The organism is Leisingera sp. NJS204 (genome assembly GCF_004123675.1).
In the GTDB taxonomy this organism is placed as follows: Bacteria; Pseudomonadota; Alphaproteobacteria; order Rhodobacterales; family Rhodobacteraceae; genus Leisingera.
Map to the genome: position 1 here is coordinate 1,846,941 of NZ_CP035417.1, position 22,320 is coordinate 1,869,260.

Consider the following 22,320-nt stretch of genomic DNA (forward strand, 5'->3'; position numbering starts at 1 on the left):
AGCTTAGGGGCAGGGGGCAGTCGCCTCTGCCGCAGCAGAACGGCGGTCCTGAAAGGCCGCCGTTTCTGTTTTTGGCCGGGTCGCAGTATTGCGCAGAAAGGCGGCTTCGCCCGCCAGCGCGATCAGCACATCCACATGCCGGATCAGCGAATATCCCGCTTCACCTGCCTTGCGTGCGGTGTCCTGCGCGCTTTCCAGCTCCAGGAGCTGCATTACGGCAGCTACCGGCTTGGGCAGGGTCCCGTACCCCAAAATCCGGCGCAGATCCCGCTGTCGGCTATAGTTCTGCGCCCCCAGCCGAGCAGCCCTTGCCAGAATCCGCGGGCGCCGGAGCAATGTAAGCCGGGTGTATACGTCCTGCATGGTCCTCTCCTTTCAATTCTCTGTACCGGATCTGCTATATCACAACCTATTGTGGTGTTGCGGCGAGGGGGCTACCGGCGAACGGTACGTTTTGTGATGATTATGTTTTCTCTGGAAACAATGGGGCCTGATCCGCGCATTTGTTCAACTACAGTCAGGCGTACGTGGAAAAGCCTCAGGCGCTATTGATTGCGGCTGACAGGCTGGCCTGGCTGACGACCGGGGCTTGATATATGCAAAACATACCGCACGCGTCCCTGCCTGGCTGGGTGCCGCTTGAGACATGCCGATACCTTCAGCACACAGAGGCAGGCCGCCCGATCCGGCAATTGGCCCGCAAGGCCGGGTGTCATCCCTCCACCATCCTGCGGCAGGTCAGGCGGGTGGAGACCTTGCGGGATGATCCGCTGATCGACGAAGTTCTGACCTACCTTGCCGGGCGTTACCAGGCAGCACCGGGGAAACCCGGAAAATCCGGCTCCGGCCCGGGCAAACCGGCGGGACGGGGATTGACCGCCGGGTTCGAGCAGGAGGCCGCCAGTGTTCTGACCCTGCTCAGCCGCGGCGGTGCGGTTCTGGCTGCGGCTGAGGGCATGGAAATGGCCGTGGTGGTGCGCGAAGGCACCGAGGCAGACGGACAGAAAGTGGCCGTCTCGCGCCCGCTGGCCGGTGCATTGGCGCTGACCGGCTGGATTTCCTGTGCCCGCCGGGGCCGGATCAGCCGGTATGCCATCACCCCATCAGGGCGCAGCGCCTTAAACCGGATTATTGCCGATCAGGAGAACCGGGCGCGGGCCCGTCTGGAGGGCGGCTTTGCCGAAGCCCAGACGCCGTTTCTGGCGCCCGAAGACAGCGACAAATCCAGTTATGGCCGCAAGCCGCGCTACGGCGGATCCGAGACGCCGCTGGAGATGCTGGCCCGGCTGTCGGACAAGGATGGCAATTCCTTTTTGACCCCAGGCATGATCAGCGCCGGAAAGCGCCTGCGGGAGGATTTCGAGCTGGCTCAGATCAGCAGCCATCTGATGCAGGAGAAGCTGTATTTTGCTAAAGGCAGCCAAGAGCTGCGCAGCAGCAGCCAGGAAGCCGGGGCTGCGGCGCGCAAGCGCATGACAGAGGCGCTGCAGACGCTGGGGATGGGGCTGAGCGATATCGCTCTGCGCTGCTGCTGCCATCTGGAAGGGCTGGAAACCGCTGAACGCAATCTGGGCTGGCCTGCGCGCTCGGGCAAGGTGGTGCTGCGTATCGCGCTGCAGCATTTGGCAGATTACTACGGCGAGACCAGCGCGCAGGAGGCTGAGCTGATCGGCTGACCGCGCAGGCCCGGCAAACGAAAACGGGCCCGCATTTTGCGGACCCGTATAAGTGCCTGAATTGGCAACGCCTTAGGCGGCGACTTCTGCCTTGGCGTCTTTCAGGTGCTTCAGCACGGTCTCGGGCGATGAGACACCATAGGGGTCATCGCCGTGGTTGTCGGACAGGCCCGGCTCTTCGAACCATGCTTCAACAACACCGTTGTTGATGATGGCGGCATAGCGCCAGGAGCGGTTGCCGAAGCCCAGGTTGTCCTTGGCGACCAGCATGCCCATCTTGCGGGTGAATTCGCCGGAGCCGTCCGGGATCACGTCCACGTTTTTCAGGTTCTGCGCTTCGGCCCATTTGTTCATCACAAAGCTGTCGTTGACCGACATGCAATAGATCGCGTCGATGCCTTCGGCCTGAAAGTCGGCAAAGCCGTTTTCAAAGCCCGGCAGCTGGTAGGTCGAGCAGGTCGGGGTGAAGGCGCCGGGCAGCGAGAACAGCACAACGCGCTTGCCTGCAAAATAATCCGCAGTGGTTTTGTCTTCCCAGCGGAAGGGGTTCGGGCCTTCGACCGCTTCGTCACGGACGCGGGTGTGGAAGGTCACGTCGGGCAGCTTAACGCCAGCTTTCATTTCGGAATGCTCCTGAAGGTGGGTGTTCGTTCGGCGGGCAGGCTTAAAACGATTCTAAGCCGGTATCAACAAGTCCGTGAGCAAGTTGTGAAGGTTCCGGACAAGACGCCGCAGATGCGCCGCCCGGACGCCAAAAGGCGGCGTGCCGGGCGTGGTTATTCCTCCTTCAGGAGAGGTGCTGCCGGTCAGGCCGCCGCCTTCTTGATTGTCACCGTGGTGCCGCGCAGTTTGCGTTCGGCCGCGGCAGTGAGGTCATTGAATTTCTTCAATGTGGCCAGCAGCTTCTTCTTGTCCTTGGAATCGTTGATTATGCCGGGGAACTTCTTTTTCACCGTCTGGTACTGGTCGTTGATTTTCTTCAGGTCTTTGTATTTCGCCGCCGCTGCCTTCAGATCCGGCGCTGCGGCTTTCAGGTCTTGCCCGGCCTTGTCGATGGCCGATACGCAATGGGCGTTGATCGCCTTTACCAGCACCCCGACCCGGTTGGTGTATTTCTTCAGGTTCCGGTCCACCAACAGCTGCGGCAGCTCGGTTGCATCCAGCTTCTTATCCTTCGATTCATCGCTTTCCTTCAGAATCTTGTCCACGGTCTTCTGAAAATTCGCAGCATAGAATTTCTGCGCCGCGTTCAGCTTGCCCTCATATTGCATTGCTTTCTTAACTTCGGCGGCTTCCTTGGTCAGCTTGTCCTGCAGGGCTTCGATGTCCTTCTTCGAGGCCGACGTCTTGGACCGCTTTTTCAAGTCCTTGCCAATGTCGGCCAGCAGCTTGTCCAGCTTCGCCAGATGCGCCTTGGCATCGCCGCAAAAGCCCAGCATGGCAGTAAGTTCTTCCTGATGGATATCCACCGCCTTGTTCCAGGTGGTCAGCCCGTCCTTGAAGCTCTTGTTCTTTTGCAGGTCCGCCATCTTCTTGGACTCGACCCCGTCCTTGCGCGCTTTGGCCAGGCTTTCACGGAAATAGTCTTCGCCCTCCCAGGCGTTGCCCAGGGAAATGCCGACCCGTTTCTTAAGCTTTTCGCCCTCAGCGGTAGTGAATTTCTTGCTGTCTGCAGCCAGTTTCTTGTGTTCTGCTTTGAACTTTTCCAGCTCCTTGGCCATGCGTCCCTCCCTGAATGATTTGCGGCGAAATCTTATTGCTTCGCGTGAATTATGTGTTCCCCAGCGTCACTTTGGCAAAGGAAAACGGCGCATTTGCGAAGTTTGAGCCATGATAAGGCTGCAGGGCAGGGTTGACGATATGCCCGTGCCAAGCCAATTCAGCTATGTTAAACCTGCGCAGAACGCCAAAGGCCGGAAGGGAAACCCACGTGAGAGACCTAAAGATCCCGGAGCAGCGCCACCCCGAAAAGGCGCATCGTCCCGATAATGCTCAGCCAAAAAAGCCAAGCTGGATCCGGGTCAAGGCGCCGGGCGGCAAAGGTTATGCGGAAACGCATAAAATCATGCGCGACAATAAGCTGACGACGGTGTGTGAAGAAGCCGGCTGCCCCAATGTCGGCGAATGCTGGAGCCAGGGCCACGCCACCATGATGATCATGGGCGAGGTCTGCACCCGCGCCTGTTCCTTCTGCAACATCGCCACCGGCAAGCCGCCCGAGGCGCTGGATGTGTTTGAACCGGGCCGGGTGGCGGATGCGGTGCAAAAGCTGGGGCTGAACCACGTTGTCATCACCTCGGTCGATCGCGACGATATCGAGGACGGCGGCGCCGAGCATTTTGCCCAAACCATCCGGGCGGTGCGCCACCGCTCGCCGAAAACAACCATCGAAATCCTTACTCCGGATTTCTTGAAATGCGATCCCTCGGTGCTGGAAAAAGTCGTGGAAGCGCGGCCTGACGTGTTCAACCACAATCTGGAAACCGTGCCGGGCCTCTACCCGGAGGTCCGCGCCGGTGCCCGCTACTTCCACTCGCTGCGGCTGTTGCAGCGGGTCAAGGAACTGGACCCGTCGATGTTCACCAAATCCGGCATCATGGTTGGCCTGGGCGAAGACGCGCAGGCAGTGAAGCAGGTGATGGACGACATGCGCGCTGCCGACATCGACTTCCTGACCATCGGTCAGTACCTGCAGCCGACGCCCAAGCACCACGCGGTGGACCGCTTCGTGACGCCGGAGGAGTTCAAATCCTACGAGAAAGCCGCCTATGGCAAGGGCTTCCTGATGGTCTCGGCAACGCCGCTGACGCGCTCATCCTACCATGCCGGTGATGATTTTGCCCGCCTGCGCGATGCCCGCAATAAGAAACTGGGGCTTGCATGACGCCTGAGCGTTTGGCGCAGCTGACCCGGTTGCGCCGCGCCCTGCACCAGATCCCGGAGGTCTCCGGCGCAGAGGAAAAGACCGCTGCCATGGTGGCGGACTATCTGCGCGGGCACTCCCCAGACCATCTGCTGACCTCCCTCGGCGGCCACGGTGTTGCTGCCGTCTATGAGGGCCGGGCGGGCGGCCCCACGGTCCTCATCCGCTGTGAACTCGACGGGCTGCCGATTGAGGAACTCTCGGATCACCCCTATCGATCCGCCCACGCGGGCCGCGGTCATCTCTGCGGCCATGATGGCCATATGACGATGGTTGCCGCACTGGCAGAGGACTTGGCGGCACAGCGCCCCGCGCAGGGCCGCGCCGTGCTTCTGTTCCAACCCGCTGAGGAAACCGGCAAGGGTGCCGCGGCGGTGATTACTGATCCTGCATTCCAGCAAATCGCACCGGACTATGCCTTCTCCCTGCACAATCTGCCGGGGCTTCCGGTGGGACAGGTTGCCTTGTGCTCCGGCGCAGCTAATTGCGCGTCGCGCGGAATGCGGATCAAACTGACCGGCAAGACCTCCCACGCTGCCGCGCCGCAGGACGGGGTGTCGCCTGCAGGTGCCATTTCCCAGCTTCTGCCGGGCCTGGTTGCCTTGGGCAGCGGTGGTGATCCGGGGGCGGATTTTGCGCTGGTCACGCTGACCCATGCCCGGCTGGGCGAAGCCGCCTTTGGCATCGCTCCGGGGGAGGGCGAGGTCTGGGCCACCCTGCGCACTGTCACTGATGCGCGGATGGACCAGCTCATTGCAGATGCCGCAGCACTGGCGGAACAGGTCTGCGCGGCCGAGGGGCTGGGGCTTTCAATTGAATTCGACGATGTCTTTGACGCCTGCACCAACCACCCGGAGGCGGTGGAGGTGCTGCAGGCCGCCTGCGCCGCAGCCGGCCACCCGGCGCAGATGCGGGACTATCCGCAGCGCTGGTCCGAGGATTTCGGCCAGTTCGGCAAGCGCGCCAAGGCGGCGATGTTCTGGCTGGGTTCCGGCGAAGATCAGCCGCAGCTGCACAACCCGGATTTCGATTTCCCGGATGCGGCAATCCCGGCCGGCGCCGGGATCTTTCTGCACACGCTCAGAAACCTGCTGGGCTGACTGTCAATTCACCAGCGCATCAACAACGGCAACTGCGCCGATGATGGCCAGCGTGTCTTTGACCACCTCAAAGATATTGTCGCCCTGGCGCACATAGCGGTGCCCGTAGCGCGGCGGCTCCAGCCCCCAGCGGTGGTAGTCATCCACATAAATCCAATCACCGCCTTGGATATGGCCGTGATCAGGGCCGTTTTTGGCGCGTTGGCGTTTCTTGACCTGGCCCGGCGCATAATGAGCCGCGCTGTTCTTGTGGCCCGGCGCCCATTTCGGCGGTCCTGCGTGGGACACTTCGGGGGCAAGGGCAAGACCCATGGCTGCTGCTGCGGCTGCCGCCATTACCTTCTTCATTGCGGATTTCCTGTCGTCACTGCTTCTGCGCTTCAGTTGATCGAGACGGGCAGAAAAGGCAAATCCGCTGCGCTGGAAACCGCCGGCAGCAGCGGGCCGGCAGGCGGAGCTGTGCCGGTACGCGGCGGCGCGCAGGTTTCTGAATTTTGTGGCATTTCTGCACGAAGCCTGCGGCTGGCTGCACAGGTCGTGTGCAGGGGCACGCAGGGTGCCTGGTCACCTAGGCACGCGCAGGGCGGGCGAGTCCGCCCGCCGCTTGGGGCTTGGCCTAGTCCTCGCCGGTGAACCGCACTTTGCCGATATGCGGCAGGTTCCGGTTGCGCTGCGCATAGTCGATGCCATAACCGACAACAAATTCATCGGGGATTTCGAAACCCACCCAATCCGAGCGGAAATCCACTTCACGCCGCGATGGCTTGTCCAGCAGCGCAATGGATTTCAGCCGCGCCGGATTGCGGCTTTGCAGCAGGTGGGTGACATGGTTCAGCGTGTGGCCGGTGTCGACGATGTCTTCCACAACCAGCACGTCACGCCCTTCGATTGCGCCGCGCAAGTCCTTGAGAATACGCACTTCCCGGCTGCTTTCCATTGAGTCGCCGTAAGATGATGCCTCGAGGAAATCAACCTCGATCGGCAGGTCCAGCTCACGCACCAGATCGGCGATGAATACGAAACTGCCGCGCAACAGGCCAACCACGACCAGCTTGTCAGTATCGCGGAATTCAGCCTTGATTTCCCCGCAAAGCTCTTCGATCCGTGCTGCAATGGCCTTGGCCGAGATCATCACATCAATGACATATGGACGCTGTGACATGGCTGCCCCCTTGAATTTCCCGCGCGTTCATAGGACATGACGCGGCACAATTGTAGCAGAAAATCAGCAGGCCGATGCCTACACACTCGGAAACCCGCCAGATGCCCTATTCGGCGCAGCAGATGTACGATCTGGTGGCTGATGTCGCGCAGTACCCGAAATTCCTGCCCTGGTGTGCCGCCGCCCGCATCCGCAGCCGCGCACCGATCGGCGGGGCCGAAGTGTTGGAGGCGGATCTGGTAATCTCCTTCAAGGTGTTCCGTGAACGCTTTGGCAGCCGGGTGACGCTGTATCCGGGCGAGCGTAAGATCGATACCGAATATCTGGACGGCCCATTTCGCTACATGAAGTCCCACTGGGCCTTTGCCCCGCGCGAGGACGGCACTTGCGATGTGTCTTTCTTTGTTGATTTCGAATTCAAGAACGCGGTGCTGCAGGGTATCATCGGCGTGGTCTTCAACGAGGCGATGCAGCGCATTGTGCGCGCTTTTGAACGCCGGGCGGCGGAGCTGTACACCTGACACGCGCTTTGACCGGCATTTCTGAATTGACTTGAGGCGGGCTTGAAGTTGTATCGGGGCTGGTCTCAATATCAATCAGGAAGGGTTGCGCCGGGATGGAACAGGATTTTTGGCAGGCGCGCTGGCGCGAGAACCGGATCGGCTTTCACGAAGATGCGCCCAACACCCTGCTGACGCAGCATTTTCCAAAGCTGGGCTTGCACGCGGGCCAGTCGGTTTTTGTGCCGCTTTGCGGTAAGGCACTGGACCTGGACTGGCTGTGCACCCAAGGGCTGCAGGTATCCGGGATTGAATTCAATCAGGGCGCTGTTGAGGAGGTTTTTGCCCGCCAGGGTCTGGAGCCTGAGGTGATCCGGCAAGGGGACCTTATATGTTTCCAGGCGGGCGCTCTGACCCTTTTTGCGGGTGACTTCTTTGCGCTGACCCCGGCGCATATTGGCCAAGTGGATGTAATTTACGACCGGGCGGCACTGGTCGCGGTCAAGCCTGAGGATCGCGAGGCCTATGCCGCGCACATCAACAGGATTGCAGGCCCGGCACAACAGTTGCTGGTCGGGTTTGATTATGACCAGTCTTTGATGCAGGGACCGCCGTTTTCGGTGCCAGGTGAAACTGTGCAGACATTGTATCAGGAAACCCATGCAATCACGCTTGCCGAGGAACGTGCGGCAGACGGCCGGATCGGTGAGCGCTGCAATGCGCTGGAGCAGGCCTGGCTGCTGAAACCGCTGGTTTAGAACGCAAGACGGGCCCCCGAGGGGACCCGCCCGGTGCGGAAATTGCACCGTCTGCCGTGAGGGGCGGCATGCGCCATAGCCGGGGTCAGCTGTTCATGTCGTACGCACGCTCACCATGTACTGAAAGATCGAGGCCGTTGGTCTCGCTTTCAAGATCCACGCGCAAAGACGTGATGAAAGCGGAGATTTTCACCAGCGCAATGGTCACAGCCACGGTAAAGACACCGACAATGGCCAGCCCGCCCAGCTGCGCGGCCCAGGTGCCGGCGCCGAAGACCGCAATCATGATGGTGCCAAAGATACCGCCGACGCCATGCACGGCAAACACATCCAGCGTGTCGTCGATCTGCATCTTGTTGCGCACCAGGTTGACCATCTCCTGACACAGCACGCCGGCAATGGCGCCGATGATCAGTGCCTCCACCGGGGTGACAAAGCCGGAGGCCGGGGTGATAGAGGCAAGCCCCGCAATGGTGCCGGTGACCAGACCCACCAGCGACGCCTTGCCGTATTTGATCTTTTCCCACATCGCCCAGCTGAGCGACGCAGTAGCAGCAGAGATATGTGTCACCGTCAGCGCCATTGCGGCCCCGCCGTCGGCGGCCAGCTGCGAGCCGCCATTGAAGCCGAACCAGCCGACCCACAGCATCGCGGCCCCGATCATCACATAGCCGGGATTGTGCGGCGGGATGGCGCGGTTTTTACGCGGGCCAAGGTAGAAGGCGATGATCAGCGCAGCGATACCTGCGGTCTCATGCACCACGATGCCGCCGGCAAAGTCCTTCACACCCGTTTCACCGAAGATACCGCCATCGGCCAGGAAACCGCCGCCCCAGATCCAATGCACCACCGGCGCATAGCACAGCAGCATCCAAAGCCCCGAGAACACGAGGACAAAGCCAAAGCCCACCCGCTCCACATAGGCGCCGACGATCAGCGCGGGGGTGATGATGGCAAATGTCATCTGGAAGGCAAAAAACAGAACCTCGGGCAATGTGCCGGACAGGCTGTCTGCGGTGACACCGTTCAGGAACATTTTGTCCAGCCCGCCCCACAGGCCGCTGGTGCCGCTGCCAAAGGCGATTGTGTAGCCGAAGGCGAGCCACAGAACGCTCATCAAACAGGCAATGGCGTAGCAATGCATAAAGACGCTGAGAACATTGCGGGCACGTACAAGCCCGCCGTAAAACAAGGCCAGCCCTGGCAGTGTCATAAAAAGGACCAGGGCCGTGGCCACAATGATCCATGCGGTATCCGCTCCGTTCATCCGAGTGTTCCTTCCCCTTGAAAAACCGGTGAGGTCAGGAGAAAGCGGAAAACCTGCGCGAAAAAAAGCGGCAGAGGTTCGCAAGCCGCACAATTCGGCGGCTTTTTTGCAAGTGCCGGTTTTTTGGGCAGGCTTTTGCAGGTGCTGCCCGGAATGCGGCCGGTTTACGAAATTGCCTGCACCAGCAGGAACAGCGCGTGATCGCGGGCCGCTGTTCGGACATTGGCGCGGCCAATGGCGCCGAAGTCCTCGGTTTCAGTCACCGCAGGATAGCCTGCACGCGCCAGGCCAAAACAGACGCGGCCCTCGGGTTTGAACTCTGATCCGCCGGGACCGGCGATGCCGGTGACAGAGACCGCGAGCGAAACACCTGCCTTTGTCACGGCCCCTGCGGCCATCTCAGCCGCGACCTCCTCGCTGACCGCCCCTTTGGCGTCCAGAGTTTCCGCCTTCACGCCCAGCATCTGCATCTTGGCGTTGTTGGAATAGGTGACAAAGCCGCGGTCGACCACGGCGGAGGAGCCGGGAACATCCGTCAGCGCCGCGGCAATCATGCCGCCGGTGCAGCTTTCGGCGGTGGCAATGGTGAGACCTGCCGCCTTTGCCTGGGTGATCAGTTTTGCCACATCCACACTCATAATCCCAGTACCCCGTGCGAGAAGCCGGCCAGCAGGGCAACGCCGATGGCGGCCATGATGCCGGCGATGACATCATCCATCATAACACCAAACGGGCCCTCTTTGCGATCAGCCCAGCCGACAGGGCCGGGTTTCCAGATGTCGAACAGGCGGAACAGCAGGAACGCGCTGATCCAGCCAGGCCAAAGTGCGGTGATAGGAATGCCATGCGCCCAGGCCGGATAGGAGATGGCCCAAAGCGCGATCCACTGGCCTGCGACCTCATCCACCACGATTTCCGATGGGTCGTGGTCGTCGCTGCCGGCGGTCATGATCTTGGTCGCCCAGATGCCAGCGGGGATGCAGGCAAGGGTCGCCAGGGCCAGCAAGGGAAATCCGCCCAGCTGATGCAGCCCGTAGGCCAAGGGCAGGGCGGCCAGCGATCCCCAGGTGCCAGGGGCCGGGCGGATGTAACCAACGCCGCAGACGGTGCCGATCATCTGCGCCGGTGTCATGTCTTCACCAAAGCAGCGGTGGCGATGGCGGCGATGCCCTCGCCGCGGCCGGTGAAGCCGAGGCGTTCAGACGTGGTGGCCTTGATCGAAACCCTGTCAGCCTCGATACCCAGGATTTGGGCCATGACGTCACGCATGCGGGCCGCGTGGGGGCCGACTTTGGGGTATTCACAGACCAGGGTGCAATCGACGTTCGACAGGGTGAAGCCCATCTCGCGCGCCAGATTGGCGGCATGGCGCAGGAAAATCTCGCTGGCAGCACCCTTCCACTGCGGATCGGAGGGCGGGAAATGCTGGCCAATGTCGCCGCGGGCCAATGCGCCATAGATCGCATCGGTGACGGCGTGCATCCCGACATCGGCGTCGGAGTGGCCTTGCAGGGTTTTCTCATGCGGGATTTCGACACCGCAAAGGATCACGCTGTCACCGGGGCCGAACCGGTGCACGTCGTAGCCATTGCCAAGCCTGATATCCATGTCAGCTCCCAGAATGCGTTCCGCCCGGGTAAAATCCTCGGGGCGGGTGATTTTGATATTGTCCGGCTCGCCCGGAATGATTGCAACGTCAAGACCTGCGGCGCGCGCAACTTCTACATCATCTGCGGCACCGCCGGGATGGGCGTTGTGGGCAGCGAGGATTGCGCCGTAGCGGAACCCTTGCGGGGTCTGCGCCGCAAATAAGCCGTTGCGGTCCTGAGTCCCCGTGACGGTGTTCTCTTCGCCAGTCCACAGCGCGTCGGTCACAGCAAGCGCCGGGGCTGCTGCAGGTACCTCATCCAAGGCATTGAGAATGCTGTGGATCAGATCGCTGCTGACACAGGGGCGGGCGGCGTCGTGGATCAGCACTTTTTCCACGCCATGCCTCTCCAGAGCCTTCAACCCGTTCAGGGCAGAGACTGCGCGTTCGGCACCGCCCTCGGCCACGATCAGGCTGGGGCGACCGGAGAATTCGTCCCAAGCGGCGGTGTCATCGGGCGACAGCACAAGCACCGTGAGATCCACACCTGCTTTGTCAAAGGCCTCCAGCGTCCAATCAATCACCCGGCGGGTTTTCAGCGGACGCCATTGTTTCGGCGTGCCGCCGCCTGCACGGGTGCCTCGGCCGGCGGCGACGATCAGGGCTGCGGTGGTCATGCGGGCCTCATGATAAGTTCGGCATTTGTTTATGAGGTGGCGCAGGGATAGGCAATCACCCCACGGAATGTGCCTGAAAAATAGGCAAGTGGTGATTTGCTGTGCCTTGCAAAGCGCAGTTTCATTGCTGCATAGCAAAGGCTTCGGGTAAAAACCTTTCAGTTGCACAAGGATTAGGCAGTTGTCCTTCACGCTTGGAACCACCTCCATGTCTCCGCCGATCGCGCTGGCGCCGATGGCTGGAATCACCGACCGTCCGTTCCGGGATCTGGTCCGCTCTTTCGGGGCGGGGCTGATGGTGAGTGAGATGGTGGCAAGCCAGGAGATGGTACAGGCCAAGCCTGGCGTGCGCGAACGGGCGGAGCTGAGCGCAGATGTGGAGAACACTGCGGTGCAGCTGGCCGGACGGGATGAATACTGGATTTCCGAGGCCGCGAAACACGTCGTCGGGCAGGGCGCGCGGATCATTGACATCAACATGGGCTGCCCGGCCAAGAAGGTGACCAATGGTTATTCAGGCTCAGCCCTGCTGAAGACGCCGGATCACGCGCTGCGGCTGATCGAGGCGGTGGTCGGTGCGGTGGATGTGCCGGTGACGCTAAAGACCCGGCTGGGCTGGGATGACAACTGCCTGAACGCGCCGGACGTGGGGCGGCGGGCCTGCGATGCCGGCGTGCAGATGATTACGATTCATGGCCGCACCCGCTGCCAGTTCTACAAGGGTTCGGCCGATTGGCCGGCGATCCGGACGGTGAAGGACGCTGTGACAGTGCCGCTGCTGGCCAATGGCGATATTGTAGATACGGCAACTGCGCGGCAGGCGCTGGAGCTTTCGGGTGCGGACGGTGTGATGATCGGGCGCGGCGCCGAAGGCAAGCCCTGGCTGCTTGCTCAGGTGGCCCATGAGCTATGGGGTGCGCCGGCACCGAATGTGCCGGAAGGTGATGCGTTGATCCTTATGGTTTCAGAGCATTACAAGGCGATGTTGGAGTTTTACGGGCAGGACCTGGGCGTGCGCGTCGCGCGCAAGCATCTGGGCTGGTACATGGATGAGTCCGGGACCGGCCCCGCGATGCGCCGGGCGGTGCTGACGCAAAAAGACCCGGCAGAGGTCCTGGCCCTGCTGCCGGAGGCGCTGAGCGCGCAAGATGCGGAGGCCGCTGCATGATGGACAGTGCCGCCCTCTGGGCCTCTCTGCCAGTGCCCGCGTTCCTGATCGATTCCCGGGACAGGATCGCCGATGTGAATGCGGCGGGTGAGGGATTTCTGAATACCTCGCGCAAGGCGCTGGTGGGGCAGCCCGTTTGGGACACGCTGGCCATTGACGCGCCGATTGAAGAAGCCTTTGCCCGCGCCCGTGTTCAGGGCACGCCGCTGTTCGTGAATGACATAGATGTCGGTTCGGGCAGCCGGGCGCCGCTGCAATGCGGGGTGCAGATCGCCCCTTTGCAGGGGCAGGAGGGTGTGATGCTGCTGATGGTCACCCCGCGCGAACTTGCCGGGCGGATGACCCAGACTCATTCGGCGAAATCTGCCGCCGCCTCGGCCATTGGCATGGCGGAGATGCTGGCGCATGAGATCAAGAACCCGTTGGCGGGGATCACCGGCGCGGCCCAGCTATTGAGTATGAACCTGAGGTCCGAAGACTTGGAACTGACTGAACTGATCGTCAGCGAAAGCCGCCGGATCGTGAAGCTTCTGGATCAGGTGGAGCAGTTCGGAAACCTGACCGGGCCGGCCTTCAAACCTGTGAATCTGCATGATGTTCTGGACCGGGCGCGGCGCTCGGCGCTGCTGGGGTTTGGGGCCCGCATGACTATAACGGAAAACTATGATCCCTCGCTGCCGATGGCCTGGGGGGATGCGGATCAGCTGCTGCAGGTGGTGCTGAACCTTCTTAAGAATGCATCGGAAGCGGCTGATAATAAGGGTGGAAATATTTCCATCCGTACTTTTTATGAGCATTCCTTCCGGCTGCGCCGCAGTGATGGAACAGGTAAGCTTCTGCCGCTGCAAATTGAAATCTGCGACGACGGGCCGGGGCTGCCGGAGAAGATCAAGGATGACATATTCGACCCGTTTGTATCGGGCCGGGAGAATGGCACCGGGCTGGGGCTTGCATTGGTGAGCAAGATCCTCTCGGAGCATAATGGCTGGATATCCGTAAGCTCGGTTCCCGGGCGCACGCTGTTCCGGCTGTCGCTGTCGCGCGTGCCGCGTGACGCAAAACCGCAGGAGAGCTGATCCATGGACGGCACCGTTCTGGTCGCAGATGACGACCGCACCATCCGCACCGTACTGACCCAGGCGCTGACGCGCGCGGGCTGCAAAGTGCATGCGACCTCTTCGCTGACCACACTGATGCGCTGGGTGGCCGAGGGGAAAGGCGATGCCGTCATTTCAGACGTGATGATGCCGGACGGAAACGGGCTGGAGATGCTGCCCAAGATCCAGGCCGACCGGCCCGGGCTGCCGGTGATCGTGATTTCGGCGCAGAATACCATCATGACGGCGATCAAGGCAGAGGAAGCGGAAGCCTACGACTATCTGCCGAAACCTTTTGACCTGCCCGAGCTGATGAAGCGCACGGCCAAAGCATTGGCGGCCAAGCGGGTGGCGCCTGCAGCCGCAAAGACCGAAGCGCCGGATCAGCCGGAAGAACTGCCGCTGATTGGCCGCAGCGAGGTGATGCAGGCGCTGTACCGGCTGATAGCGCGGGTGATGAACACGGAACTGCCGTTGTTGATCACTGGGGAAAGCGGCACGGGTAAGTCTCTGATTGCGCAGGCTATTCATGACTTTTCAGATCGGCGGACCTTGCCCTTTATCCACGCTGATGCCGCGGCATTGATCGACCTGGAAGGCCCGGCGCGGTTGCTGGCCCAGGCCAAGGGCGGCTCGCTGGTGATTGACGAATTGGCGGACCTGCCGGAAGAAGCGCAGGCTCGGCTGGTGCGGATGATGGACACTCCGGGCGACCACGCACCGCGGTTCATCGCCTCCAGTCAGAAAGACCTGGCGGCGGCGATGGAAGCCGGGGAGCTGCGCCAGGATCTCTACTACCGGATCTGCGGCACCGCGCTGCAAGTGCCGGCGCTGCGGGAACGGGTGGAGGATATTCCGCTGCTGGCCGAGCATTTCCTGATCCGGGCCGAGAACGAAGGCGCGCCGCACCGCGAGCTGAGCGAGGGCGCGCGCGAAGCGCTGCGCCATTTCGGTTGGCCCGGCAACGTCCGCCAGCTGGAAAACACCGTCCGGCGGCTGGCGCTGACGGCCCGAAATGAGGAAATCAGCCAGTCCGATGCGGCCGCTGTGCTGGGGCCGCAAAGCGGGCCGGAGCCTGCGGTGGCAGGTCTTGCCAATGAAAAACTCTCTGAGTCCGTGGCCCGCCATCTGCAGCGCTATTTCGATTTGCATGGCGACTTGCTGCCGCCGCCGGGCCTCTATATGCGGTTGCTGCGCGAAGTAGAGACGCCGCTGATCGAAATCTCGCTGACGGCGACCGGCGGCAACCAGGCGAAATGCGCTGAATTGCTGGGGATCAACCGGAATACTTTGCGAAAGAAGATCACTGATCTGGATATTGAGGTGACACGCCGCCGCAAACTGATGTAATATCGCCACAGAAATGTGGCCTTGTTGTGATTTTCCTAGGCAGGGCCACGAGATATGGCGGTGACTCGCAAAGAGTCGCACATCAGGATGAGGGCAGTCAGTGGCGCATAAGTCACATCTGAGGGCAGCATACGGGCCTTTTGCGGCCTTGGACCGGTGGCGGAGAACCCGCCGGGCCCGCAATATCGGCACTATCGGGCTGGTGGTGCTGGGGCCGGCTCTGGCACTGGCGACATTCCTTATCATCGGTCCGCTGGGGCAGGGCGCGTCGTCCCGGTCGCTGCGGCTCATTCTGTTGGCGGATTTGGTCTATATCCTGACCATCGCCGCGCTGGTGATGGCCCAGATTGTCCGCCTGTTTGCCGCGCGGCGCTCCAAGTCAGCGGGATCCCGCCTGCATCTGAGGCTGATCGGCGCTTTTGGATTTTTGGCACTGATCCCCACAGTCATCGTGGCCGTGTTCGCCGTGTTGACGGTGAATGTCGGGCTGGAGGGCTGGTTTTCGCAGCGGGTGCGGCAGGTGATCGGCAGCTCTCTGGCAGCGGCGGACGCCTATCAGACGCAGCAGAAAAATGACCTGAGCGAAGATGCCCGGGCGCTGGCGCGTTACCTGGACAACAGCCGTTCGCGCAGTTTCTTCATCAATGATGCTGAGCTTCGTCTGGTGCTGTCGCAAGGCCAGCTGCAGATTCAGCGCGGGCTGCGCGAGGCATATATCGTCGACAGCGCCGGCCTGATCCGGGCGCGCGGCGAGCGGTCTTACGAGTTCGATTTCGAGAAGCCGAACAACCGCCAGATCGGTGCCGCCCGTGCGGACGGGTTTCTGCTGATTGAGGATTGGAACAACAGTGAATTCCGCGCGCTGGTGCGGCTGGAGGCGTTTGTCGACCGGTTCCTGTACATCAGCCGCGATGTGGACGGCGAGCTTCTGAACCTTCTGGACGACACCCAGGAAACAGCCCATCTGTATCAGCAGCTGGAAAGCGAGCGCGGCAGGGTGCTGTTTGAATTTGCGCTGCTCTATATCGGTTTTGCAGTGATTCTGATCCTGGCGGCGATGTGGTTGGGAATGTGGTTTGCCGAGCGGCTGTCGCGTCCGGTCGGACGGCTGACGGTGGCGGCGCAACGGGTTGGCTCCGGCAATTTGGACGTGCAGGTGCCGATTGACGACGGTGGCGATGAAATTTCCCAATTGGGTCAGTATTTCAATCAGATGACGCGCGAACTTAAGGCGCAGCACGGGCGCCTTGTGGACAACACCCGCCAGATTGAACGCCGCCGCCGCCTGTTTGATTCGGTGCTGTCATCGGTGACGTCCGGGGTTGCCGGGCTGGATGCCGACGGGCGTGTCACATTTGTAAACCGCTCGGCTGAGCGGCTGCTGGACTGGCAGGAGGATCAGCAATCCCTGGCCTTGTCCGTTGCAGTGCCGGAGTTCGGGCCGCTGTTTGTGGAATTGATCGAAACCAGCGCCGAGGTTGTGCAGGAGGAAATCAAAGTCACGCGTCAGGGCCGGCTGGAAAACCTGCTGGTGCGGATGTCGCCGCGCCGGTCGGAACAGGGCCGGCTGGAAGGTTATGTGGTGGCGTTTGATGATGTGACCGATCTTGTCAGCGCCCAGCGGATGGCGGCCTGGGGCGATGTGGCGCGCCGGATTGCCCATGAGATCAAGAACCCGCTGACCCCGATCCAGCTGAGCGCGGAGCGGATCAAACGCAAATTCGCGCCCAAACTGGGCGAGGAGAACAGCGATCAGCTGCAATCCATGACCGATGTGATCGTGCGCCAGACCAATGATCTGCGCAGGATCGTCGATGAATTCTCGAAATTCGCCCGCATGCCGGAACCGGAGCGGCGCGAAGAGGATCTGGTCAAACTGCTGCGGGACGCGGTAATCCTGCAGCAGCAGGGCCAGCCCGGTGTCCGGATCAAGGCGGAGCTGTCCGAGACAGCCATGCCCTCGGATCTGGATGCCACAATGATTGGCCAGGCCTTGACCAATCTGATCAAAAACGCAGGTGAAGCCATTGAAAGCCTGCAATTAAAGGAAAATCCGCAGGGGCTGGTGCCGGAAATCCGGGTGGCAGCAGTCAAGGCAGGCAATTTCTATGAAGTCCGTATCGCCGACAACGGCATCGGCTTGCCCGAAGACCGGGCACGGCTGTTTGAGCCTTATGTGACCACGCGGGATGCGGGCACCGGGCTGGGGCTGCCGATCGTTAAAAAAATCATCGAAGAGCACGGGGGCACGCTGACGCTGGAAGATGCCCCGGTATTCGAGGGACACGCGCATTACGGCGCGATGGCGGTAATCCGTCTGCCCGCCGCAAACCGGGCAGCGGCGCCAAACAAGAGCACAGTGAAAGCAGGTCTGACATGAGTGACATTCTGATTGTAGATGACGAGCGCGACATCCGGGAACTGGTCTCGGATATTCTTGAGGATGAAGGCTATGCCACCCGAAAGGCTGCCAATTCCGACGAATGCATGGCCCGTCTGGAAGACGCCGAACCGGCGCTGATGATCCTGGATATCTGGCTGAAAGACAGCCAGATGGACGGCATCGATATTCTGAAGGCGGTTAAGCGCGACAATCCGGAAGTTCCGGTGGTGATCATTTCCGGACACGGCAACATCGAAATCGCTGTCGCAGCGATCAAGCAGGGGGCCTATGATTTCATCGAGAAGCCCTTCAATATCGACCAGCTGATGGTGGTGATCCGCCGCGCGATGGAAACCTCGCGCCTGCGCCGGGAAAATTCGGATCTCAAGCGCAGGGATACAGGCCCGGCGGAAATGATCGGCACCTCTGCGTCGTTCCGGACGTTGATCAGCCAGCTGGACAAGGTGACCAAGTCGAACGGCAGGGTAATGCTGACCGGACCGGCCGGCAGCGGCAAAGAGATTGCTGCGCGCTATATCCATGCCAATTCAAACCGGGCGTCCGCGCCATTCATCACCGTCAACTGTGCCAGTATCGAACCCGACCGGATGGAAGAGGTTCTGTTCGGCCGCGAATCCTCGGAGCGCGGGGTGGAACCCGGCTTGCTGGAACAGGCGCATGGCGGTGTGGTGTTCTTTGATGAAGTTGCCGATATGCCGCTGGGAACCCAGTCCAAGATTTTGCGGGTGCTGGTGGATCAGCAGTTCCAGCGGGTTGGCGGTTCGGACAAAATCCGTGTCGATCTGCGGGTGGTTTCCGCCACCAACAAAGACCTGGATGCAGAAATCGAAGCAGGCGGGTTCCGGCAAGAGCTGTATCACCGGCTGAATGTGGTGCCGGTTGCGGTGCCGTCGCTGGCGGACCGGCGCGAGGATATTCCGCTGCTGGCCGGTCATTTCATTGCCCAGTTCAACGAAGCCCAGGGGCTGCCGCTGCGGGTGCTGACCGAAGAGGCGGTGGCGTTGATGCAGACCATGCTATGGCCGGGCAACGTGCGCCAGCTTAAGAATCTGGTGGAGCGGGTGCTGATCCTTGGCGATGGCAGCGGCCCGATCGAGGCCAAGGATTTGCCGCGCGAAGAAGACAAGCCGCAGGAGGAGGGCCGGGTGGTCCTGTCCGGCGCGCTGGCGACATTGCCGCTGCGCGAGGCGCGGGAGGCGTTTGAGCGCGAATACCTGCTGACCCAGATCAATCGCTTTGGCGGCAACATCAGCCGCACGGCGTCGTTTGTCGGCATGGAGCGGTCTGCGCTGCACCGCAAGCTGAAGTCGCTGGGGGTGGTGACCTCCAACAAGGCAGGCGCCCGGGTGGCGCATGTGGAGGCCGAGGAAGAGCAGGCCTGATTAGGCCGCCATTGCGCCCGGCACCACCGGGCGCAGGCGGTGCTGCATCATAGGGTCAGAACAGGTCCTGGCGGATCGGGTTCAGCGCAAAATGGATCTGCGAGGCCAGTCGCAGCTGGCTGATGGCATCGCCGGGAACGGTTGCGGGCAGACCTGCCTTGCGCGCCCAATTGCCCAGTTGCTTGCGGGATGACGGGCCGAACTGGCCGTCGATGGCAATTCCGGCCCCCAGCTGGCGCAGGATGTACTGGGTGCCTGCGGCAACGTCTGTTTCAGCCATGCCGGTCAGCAATTCCCGCGCTGCGGCGCGTGCATCGGGATCGTTCAAAGCCATCGCCTTGCCTGCCCGCGCAGCAGCAGCATGGGCGGGGATCCGGTCCGGCAGCCTGTTAAGGGCTACCCAAGCGCCGTTCGAACCACCCCAGGCGTCGCCGCGCGACAGCCCCATGTCATACCATTCCAGTGCTTCAGCTGCGTCGCTGCCGGGCAAGTCGCCGCCCATGATCATCCGGCCGATCTCAGCCGGGGCATGGGGATGGCCAAGCTGTGCGGCCTCGGCAAACAGCGCGCGCGCTTTTTCCTTGTCCACCGCCTGGCCCGCGCCGCCGTCGCGGTAGACATAGCCAAGGTTGGCGGTGCCATAGATATCGCCGCGTCCGGCAGAGGCCTGCAGGTAGGAGAAGCCGCGCTCCGGCTGCGCCAGCTCATCGCCGCTCCATAGAAAGAAAACCCCAAGTTCGTTCATCGAATAGGTATGGCCCAGCTCCACTGCGCGGCTCAGCAGGTCAAAACCGCGCCGCTTTTCCTCCGGGGTGCTGCTTTTTCGCAAAAGCCGCTTGCCTCTGGCGTGCATCGAGAAGGGGTCGCCTGCCTCAATCCCCTTGTCCCACAGGGCAAAGGCCTTGTCCGGGTTGTAGGGGATGGGCACTGTTTCGCGGTCGACATTCGGGGTGACATGCAGATATGCGACGGCGTTATAGGCGCGGACGTGGTCCAATTCTGCGGCTTTTTCAAAAGCTTCATAGGCTTCGATCAAGCGGCCCTGACCCTGCAGCGCGCGGCCCAGCTGATAGTGCAGGCGGCCGATATCCGGCGCGGCCCCGACAGCATCGCGGCAGGCAGCCTCGGCATCCTTAAGGTTGATTTCATTGGGGTAACGGTAAAGGCCAACCCCCTGCAGATCCAGCAGATCACCGGCTTCCAGGTCGCATTGCCGGGCGATCATTTCCAGGTTCACGGTCACGTCCCGCACCGCGCCGGCCTGGGCCAGGCGCAGCACCATCCGGTCCTTGCGGACCTGTCCGCCATCCTTGCGGGCAGGAAGCTCGGTCAGTTTCGGCGCATAGCTGAGGCTGAGACCGCTGCTGTCCCCGGTTTGCAGCGACGTCACGCCGGAAGAGGGCGATTCAATAATTGAAACCGTTGTGCCTGCACTGACATAAGGGCTGATCTCCGGCGCCAGTTCCAGCGCGCGGCCCAACGGGATTTTCACCGACAGCACGGCGGGCATCCGGTCAAGGCCGGCCGCTTCGGTTTCGGCTTCAGCCTTGGCAATGTTCAATGACCGCTCTGCCGGGCGCAGATAGACCTTCTGCATCAGCGTCGAGCTTTCCCATGGCACCTGAGTGTTGCCGGTCGCCGCATAAACGTCGCCGCGAATTGCCGAAAGGACAGTCATTGCATCTTCGTCAGGCCGGTCCGGAAAATGACGCACGACCGAGGCGGTGTAAGGGCTGTTGCCGCCAGGCTCGCCATCCAGCGCCGTGGCGCCGGGAGACGTTGAAAACGCCACCAGCGTGTTGAGCGGCGGGCGGAACACGTCAAATCCCTCGCGCGCTTCGTAAAGCTGGGCGCCGACCTCAGCGTTGAGCTTGGCATCCGGCACGGGATTGTCGCGGCAGGAATCCAGCATCAGGATCTGGCTGCCTGCCTTGCCGCCGAGAATGGCAGAGACGCGGTCAAGGGTGACTGACTGGAAAGGCAGATCGTGAATGCCAGTAAGTTCCGCGTCACTGGTCAGCAGGTAATTGCGCCGCCCCAGCTGAATACCGTGGCCTGCATAGTAGAAGAACACCTGGCTGCCGTCGCGGATATTAAGAGCGGCCTGGCGCAGCAGCGCTTCAAACCCGCGCTTGTCCAGGTCATAGCCTTCGTAAACCGTATAGCCGAAGGAGCTGAGCATTTCAGCCATGGCCTTGGCATCCTGGCGGGTGTTGGTCAGGTCAGTGACGTGGTCATAGTCCTGAATGCCGACAACGATGGCGGTTTCCGGGGCATTGCCCCGTTCGCTGGTTTCATATGCCGCTTGGGCGGCCGTTGCCGGCAGCAGCGCTGTGCCGGTCAAAAGGGCTGCTGCAAGGGAGGGGATTCTGGAATGATGGGGGATCATGGCAGCATCCGGGTTTAACCCCAGCCTCCGCCGCCGCCACCGCCACCGCCGGAACCACCGCCGCCGCCGCCGGAACCTCCGCCACCGCCGCCTTGATAGGCAGGTTCAGGCGCTTCTTCTGCCGGGATGACCGGTGCCCTGGGAGCCGCTGCAGGTGCCGGCCGCGTTGCTGGCGCGCTGTATGTTGCAGATGCCGGCGCTGGGGCTGCCGCCGGTGGCGGGGCAATCGGTGCCACGGGTTCGCAGGCGGCTGTCACAGCTGCAAGAGGCAGCGCGGCAAACAGGAAATGTATCCGCATCGGGTACCTTTCTTTATGAAATACTGGTCAACAAACAATCCGGCGCCAGCTTACTTGAACCGGTGGCGCAATTCAAAGTTAGCCTGCCGCGCATTTTCGGCAAGGGAGTGCGCCTAGCCGCCGGTGCGGATGCTGACGCTGCCATCCTTGTTGCGCTGCGCGCAGGATGCTTCGCTCAGCGGGGCCAGCTGCGGTCCGGCTACGGCGGCGGGGTTGCGCCGGGTGCAGCGTTTCAGCGCGATCTGCTGGTAGCCCTTGGATGCCATGCAGGATTTCTCCAGCCGCAGGCGCAGGGGTCTGTTCACATCCACCGTGTAGATGCCACCGTTCACCCAGTAACCGGGCCGGTAATAACAGCTGCCGCCGGAACAGACTTTGCGGCCGGGGTGGAAAACCGGGGGATGCTGGCGGATTTCATTGGCGACGGGCGCATCCCGCAGCGATTGTGCCGCACAGCCAAGCTCATCACTTTGCAGGCGCGAGACTTCTGCCCCCTGCCTGTAATAAACAGGAAGCGGTCCGCAGGCCGCCGTGCCAAGCAGCAGGACCAAGGCCGCCATGATCGTTCGATCCTTGCACA

Annotated in this window: 21 protein-coding genes; 10 read left to right on the forward strand and 11 right to left on the reverse strand. The window is 61.8% G+C overall.

The window, feature by feature from the left end; genetic code table 11:
• Positions 1-3: 3 nt before the first annotated feature.
• Entirely contained in the window at positions 4-363 is a 360-nt protein-coding gene (locus tag ETW24_RS09100) for a DUF6477 family protein (protein WP_129370764.1), read from the reverse strand.
• Positions 364-596: 233 nt separating this feature from the next.
• Between ETW24_RS09100 and ETW24_RS09105 the strand changes: the two genes are divergently transcribed.
• The gene (locus ETW24_RS09105) at positions 597-1,676 is read left to right on the forward strand and encodes a DUF6456 domain-containing protein (RefSeq protein ID WP_129370765.1); all 1,080 of its coding nucleotides are present in this window, start codon (positions 597-599) and stop codon (positions 1,674-1,676) included.
• A 72-nt stretch (positions 1,677-1,748) separates the two neighbouring features.
• On the opposite strand, the gene ETW24_RS09110 is transcribed toward ETW24_RS09105, so the two are convergent.
• Positions 1,749-2,297 carry a peroxiredoxin gene (locus ETW24_RS09110; RefSeq protein WP_129370766.1) on the reverse strand — a complete coding sequence of 183 codons (549 nt, stop codon included), beginning with the start codon at positions 2,295-2,297 and terminating at the stop codon, positions 1,749-1,751.
• Positions 2,298-2,482: 185 nt separating this feature from the next.
• Entirely contained in the window at positions 2,483-3,397 is a 915-nt protein-coding gene (locus ETW24_RS09115) for a hypothetical protein (RefSeq protein ID WP_129370767.1), read from the reverse strand.
• 209 nt (positions 3,398-3,606) lie between these two features.
• Between ETW24_RS09115 and lipA the strand changes: the two genes are divergently transcribed.
• Together lipA and ETW24_RS09125 are read left to right on the forward strand one after the other, a co-directional pair.
• Complete coding sequence (gene lipA, locus ETW24_RS09120) at positions 3,607-4,560, forward strand: lipoyl synthase (protein ID WP_129370768.1); 954 nt, start codon at positions 3,607-3,609, stop codon at positions 4,558-4,560.
• Complete coding sequence (locus ETW24_RS09125) at positions 4,557-5,699, forward strand: amidohydrolase (protein ID WP_129370769.1); 1,143 nt, start codon at positions 4,557-4,559, stop codon at positions 5,697-5,699. Before lipA ends, ETW24_RS09125 begins: the two co-directional genes overlap by 4 nt.
• Before the next feature lie 3 nt (positions 5,700-5,702).
• On the opposite strand, the gene ETW24_RS09130 is transcribed toward ETW24_RS09125, so the two are convergent.
• Entirely contained in the window at positions 5,703-6,047 is a 345-nt protein-coding gene (locus ETW24_RS09130; RefSeq protein WP_205877393.1) for an RcnB family protein, read from the reverse strand.
• A gap of 268 nt (positions 6,048-6,315) precedes the next feature.
• Positions 6,316-6,861 (reverse strand): hypoxanthine phosphoribosyltransferase, encoded by a 546-nt coding sequence (gene hpt, locus ETW24_RS09135; protein WP_129370770.1) that lies wholly within the window; start codon positions 6,859-6,861, stop codon positions 6,316-6,318.
• Positions 6,862-6,935: 74 nt separating this feature from the next.
• On the opposite strand from hpt, the gene ETW24_RS09140 reads away from it, so the two are divergent.
• Both ETW24_RS09140 and tmpT read left to right on the forward strand, forming a co-directional pair.
• Positions 6,936-7,382, forward strand: a complete 447-nt coding sequence (locus tag ETW24_RS09140) for a type II toxin-antitoxin system RatA family toxin (protein WP_129370771.1) — start codon at positions 6,936-6,938, stop codon at positions 7,380-7,382.
• A 95-nt stretch (positions 7,383-7,477) separates the two neighbouring features.
• The gene (gene tmpT / locus ETW24_RS09145) at positions 7,478-8,119 is read left to right on the forward strand and encodes a thiopurine S-methyltransferase (RefSeq protein ID WP_129370772.1); all 642 of its coding nucleotides are present in this window, start codon (positions 7,478-7,480) and stop codon (positions 8,117-8,119) included.
• 85 nt (positions 8,120-8,204) lie between these two features.
• Here tmpT and ETW24_RS09150 read toward each other — a convergent pair whose 3' ends face one another.
• From ETW24_RS09150 to ETW24_RS09165, 4 genes are all read right to left on the reverse strand, one after another.
• The gene (locus ETW24_RS09150; RefSeq protein WP_129370773.1) at positions 8,205-9,386 is read right to left on the reverse strand and encodes an ammonium transporter; all 1,182 of its coding nucleotides are present in this window, start codon (positions 9,384-9,386) and stop codon (positions 8,205-8,207) included.
• A gap of 164 nt (positions 9,387-9,550) precedes the next feature.
• Positions 9,551-10,018 carry a CinA family protein gene (locus ETW24_RS09155; RefSeq protein WP_129372888.1) on the reverse strand — a complete coding sequence of 156 codons (468 nt, stop codon included), beginning with the start codon at positions 10,016-10,018 and terminating at the stop codon, positions 9,551-9,553.
• Between the two features lie 2 nt (positions 10,019-10,020).
• Positions 10,021-10,518, reverse strand: a complete 498-nt coding sequence (locus ETW24_RS09160) for a phosphatidylglycerophosphatase A family protein (protein ID WP_129370774.1) — start codon at positions 10,516-10,518, stop codon at positions 10,021-10,023.
• Positions 10,515-11,651 carry a bifunctional 2-C-methyl-D-erythritol 4-phosphate cytidylyltransferase/2-C-methyl-D-erythritol 2,4-cyclodiphosphate synthase gene (locus ETW24_RS09165; protein WP_129370775.1) on the reverse strand — a complete coding sequence of 379 codons (1,137 nt, stop codon included), beginning with the start codon at positions 11,649-11,651 and terminating at the stop codon, positions 10,515-10,517. The genes ETW24_RS09160 and ETW24_RS09165 overlap by 4 nt, the downstream gene beginning before the upstream one ends.
• Positions 11,652-11,832: 181 nt before the next feature.
• On the opposite strand from ETW24_RS09165, the gene dusB reads away from it, so the two are divergent.
• The 5 genes from dusB (at position 11,833) to ntrX (ending at position 19,052) form a co-directional block, all read left to right on the forward strand.
• Positions 11,833-12,819 carry a tRNA dihydrouridine synthase DusB gene (gene dusB / locus ETW24_RS09170; RefSeq protein ID WP_129370776.1) on the forward strand — a complete coding sequence of 329 codons (987 nt, stop codon included), beginning with the start codon at positions 11,833-11,835 and terminating at the stop codon, positions 12,817-12,819.
• Complete coding sequence (locus tag ETW24_RS09175; RefSeq protein WP_129370777.1) at positions 12,816-13,895, forward strand: two-component system sensor histidine kinase NtrB; 1,080 nt, start codon at positions 12,816-12,818, stop codon at positions 13,893-13,895. Before dusB ends, ETW24_RS09175 begins: the two co-directional genes overlap by 4 nt.
• A 3-nt stretch (positions 13,896-13,898) precedes the next feature.
• On the forward strand, positions 13,899-15,266 hold the full coding sequence (locus tag ETW24_RS09180) for a response regulator (RefSeq protein ID WP_129370778.1): 1,368 nt from the start codon (positions 13,899-13,901) through the stop codon (positions 15,264-15,266).
• Between the two features lie 100 nt (positions 15,267-15,366).
• Positions 15,367-17,646, forward strand: coding sequence for a sensor histidine kinase NtrY-like (locus ETW24_RS09185; protein WP_129370779.1), 2,280 nt, complete (start codon positions 15,367-15,369; stop codon positions 17,644-17,646).
• The gene (ntrX, locus tag ETW24_RS09190) at positions 17,643-19,052 is read left to right on the forward strand and encodes a nitrogen assimilation response regulator NtrX (protein WP_027258843.1); all 1,410 of its coding nucleotides are present in this window, start codon (positions 17,643-17,645) and stop codon (positions 19,050-19,052) included. The genes ETW24_RS09185 and ntrX overlap by 4 nt, the downstream gene beginning before the upstream one ends.
• Before the next feature lie 55 nt (positions 19,053-19,107).
• Here ntrX and ETW24_RS09195 read toward each other — a convergent pair whose 3' ends face one another.
• Together ETW24_RS09195 and ETW24_RS09205 are read right to left on the reverse strand one after the other, a co-directional pair.
• A complete protein-coding gene (locus ETW24_RS09195; RefSeq protein ID WP_129370780.1) occupies positions 19,108-21,441 on the reverse strand; it encodes a caspase family protein in 2,334 nt (777 codons plus the stop codon).
• Between the two features lie 412 nt (positions 21,442-21,853).
• On the reverse strand, positions 21,854-22,300 hold the full coding sequence (locus ETW24_RS09205) for a hypothetical protein (RefSeq protein ID WP_237454427.1): 447 nt from the start codon (positions 22,298-22,300) through the stop codon (positions 21,854-21,856).
• Positions 22,301-22,320 lie beyond the last annotated feature (20 nt).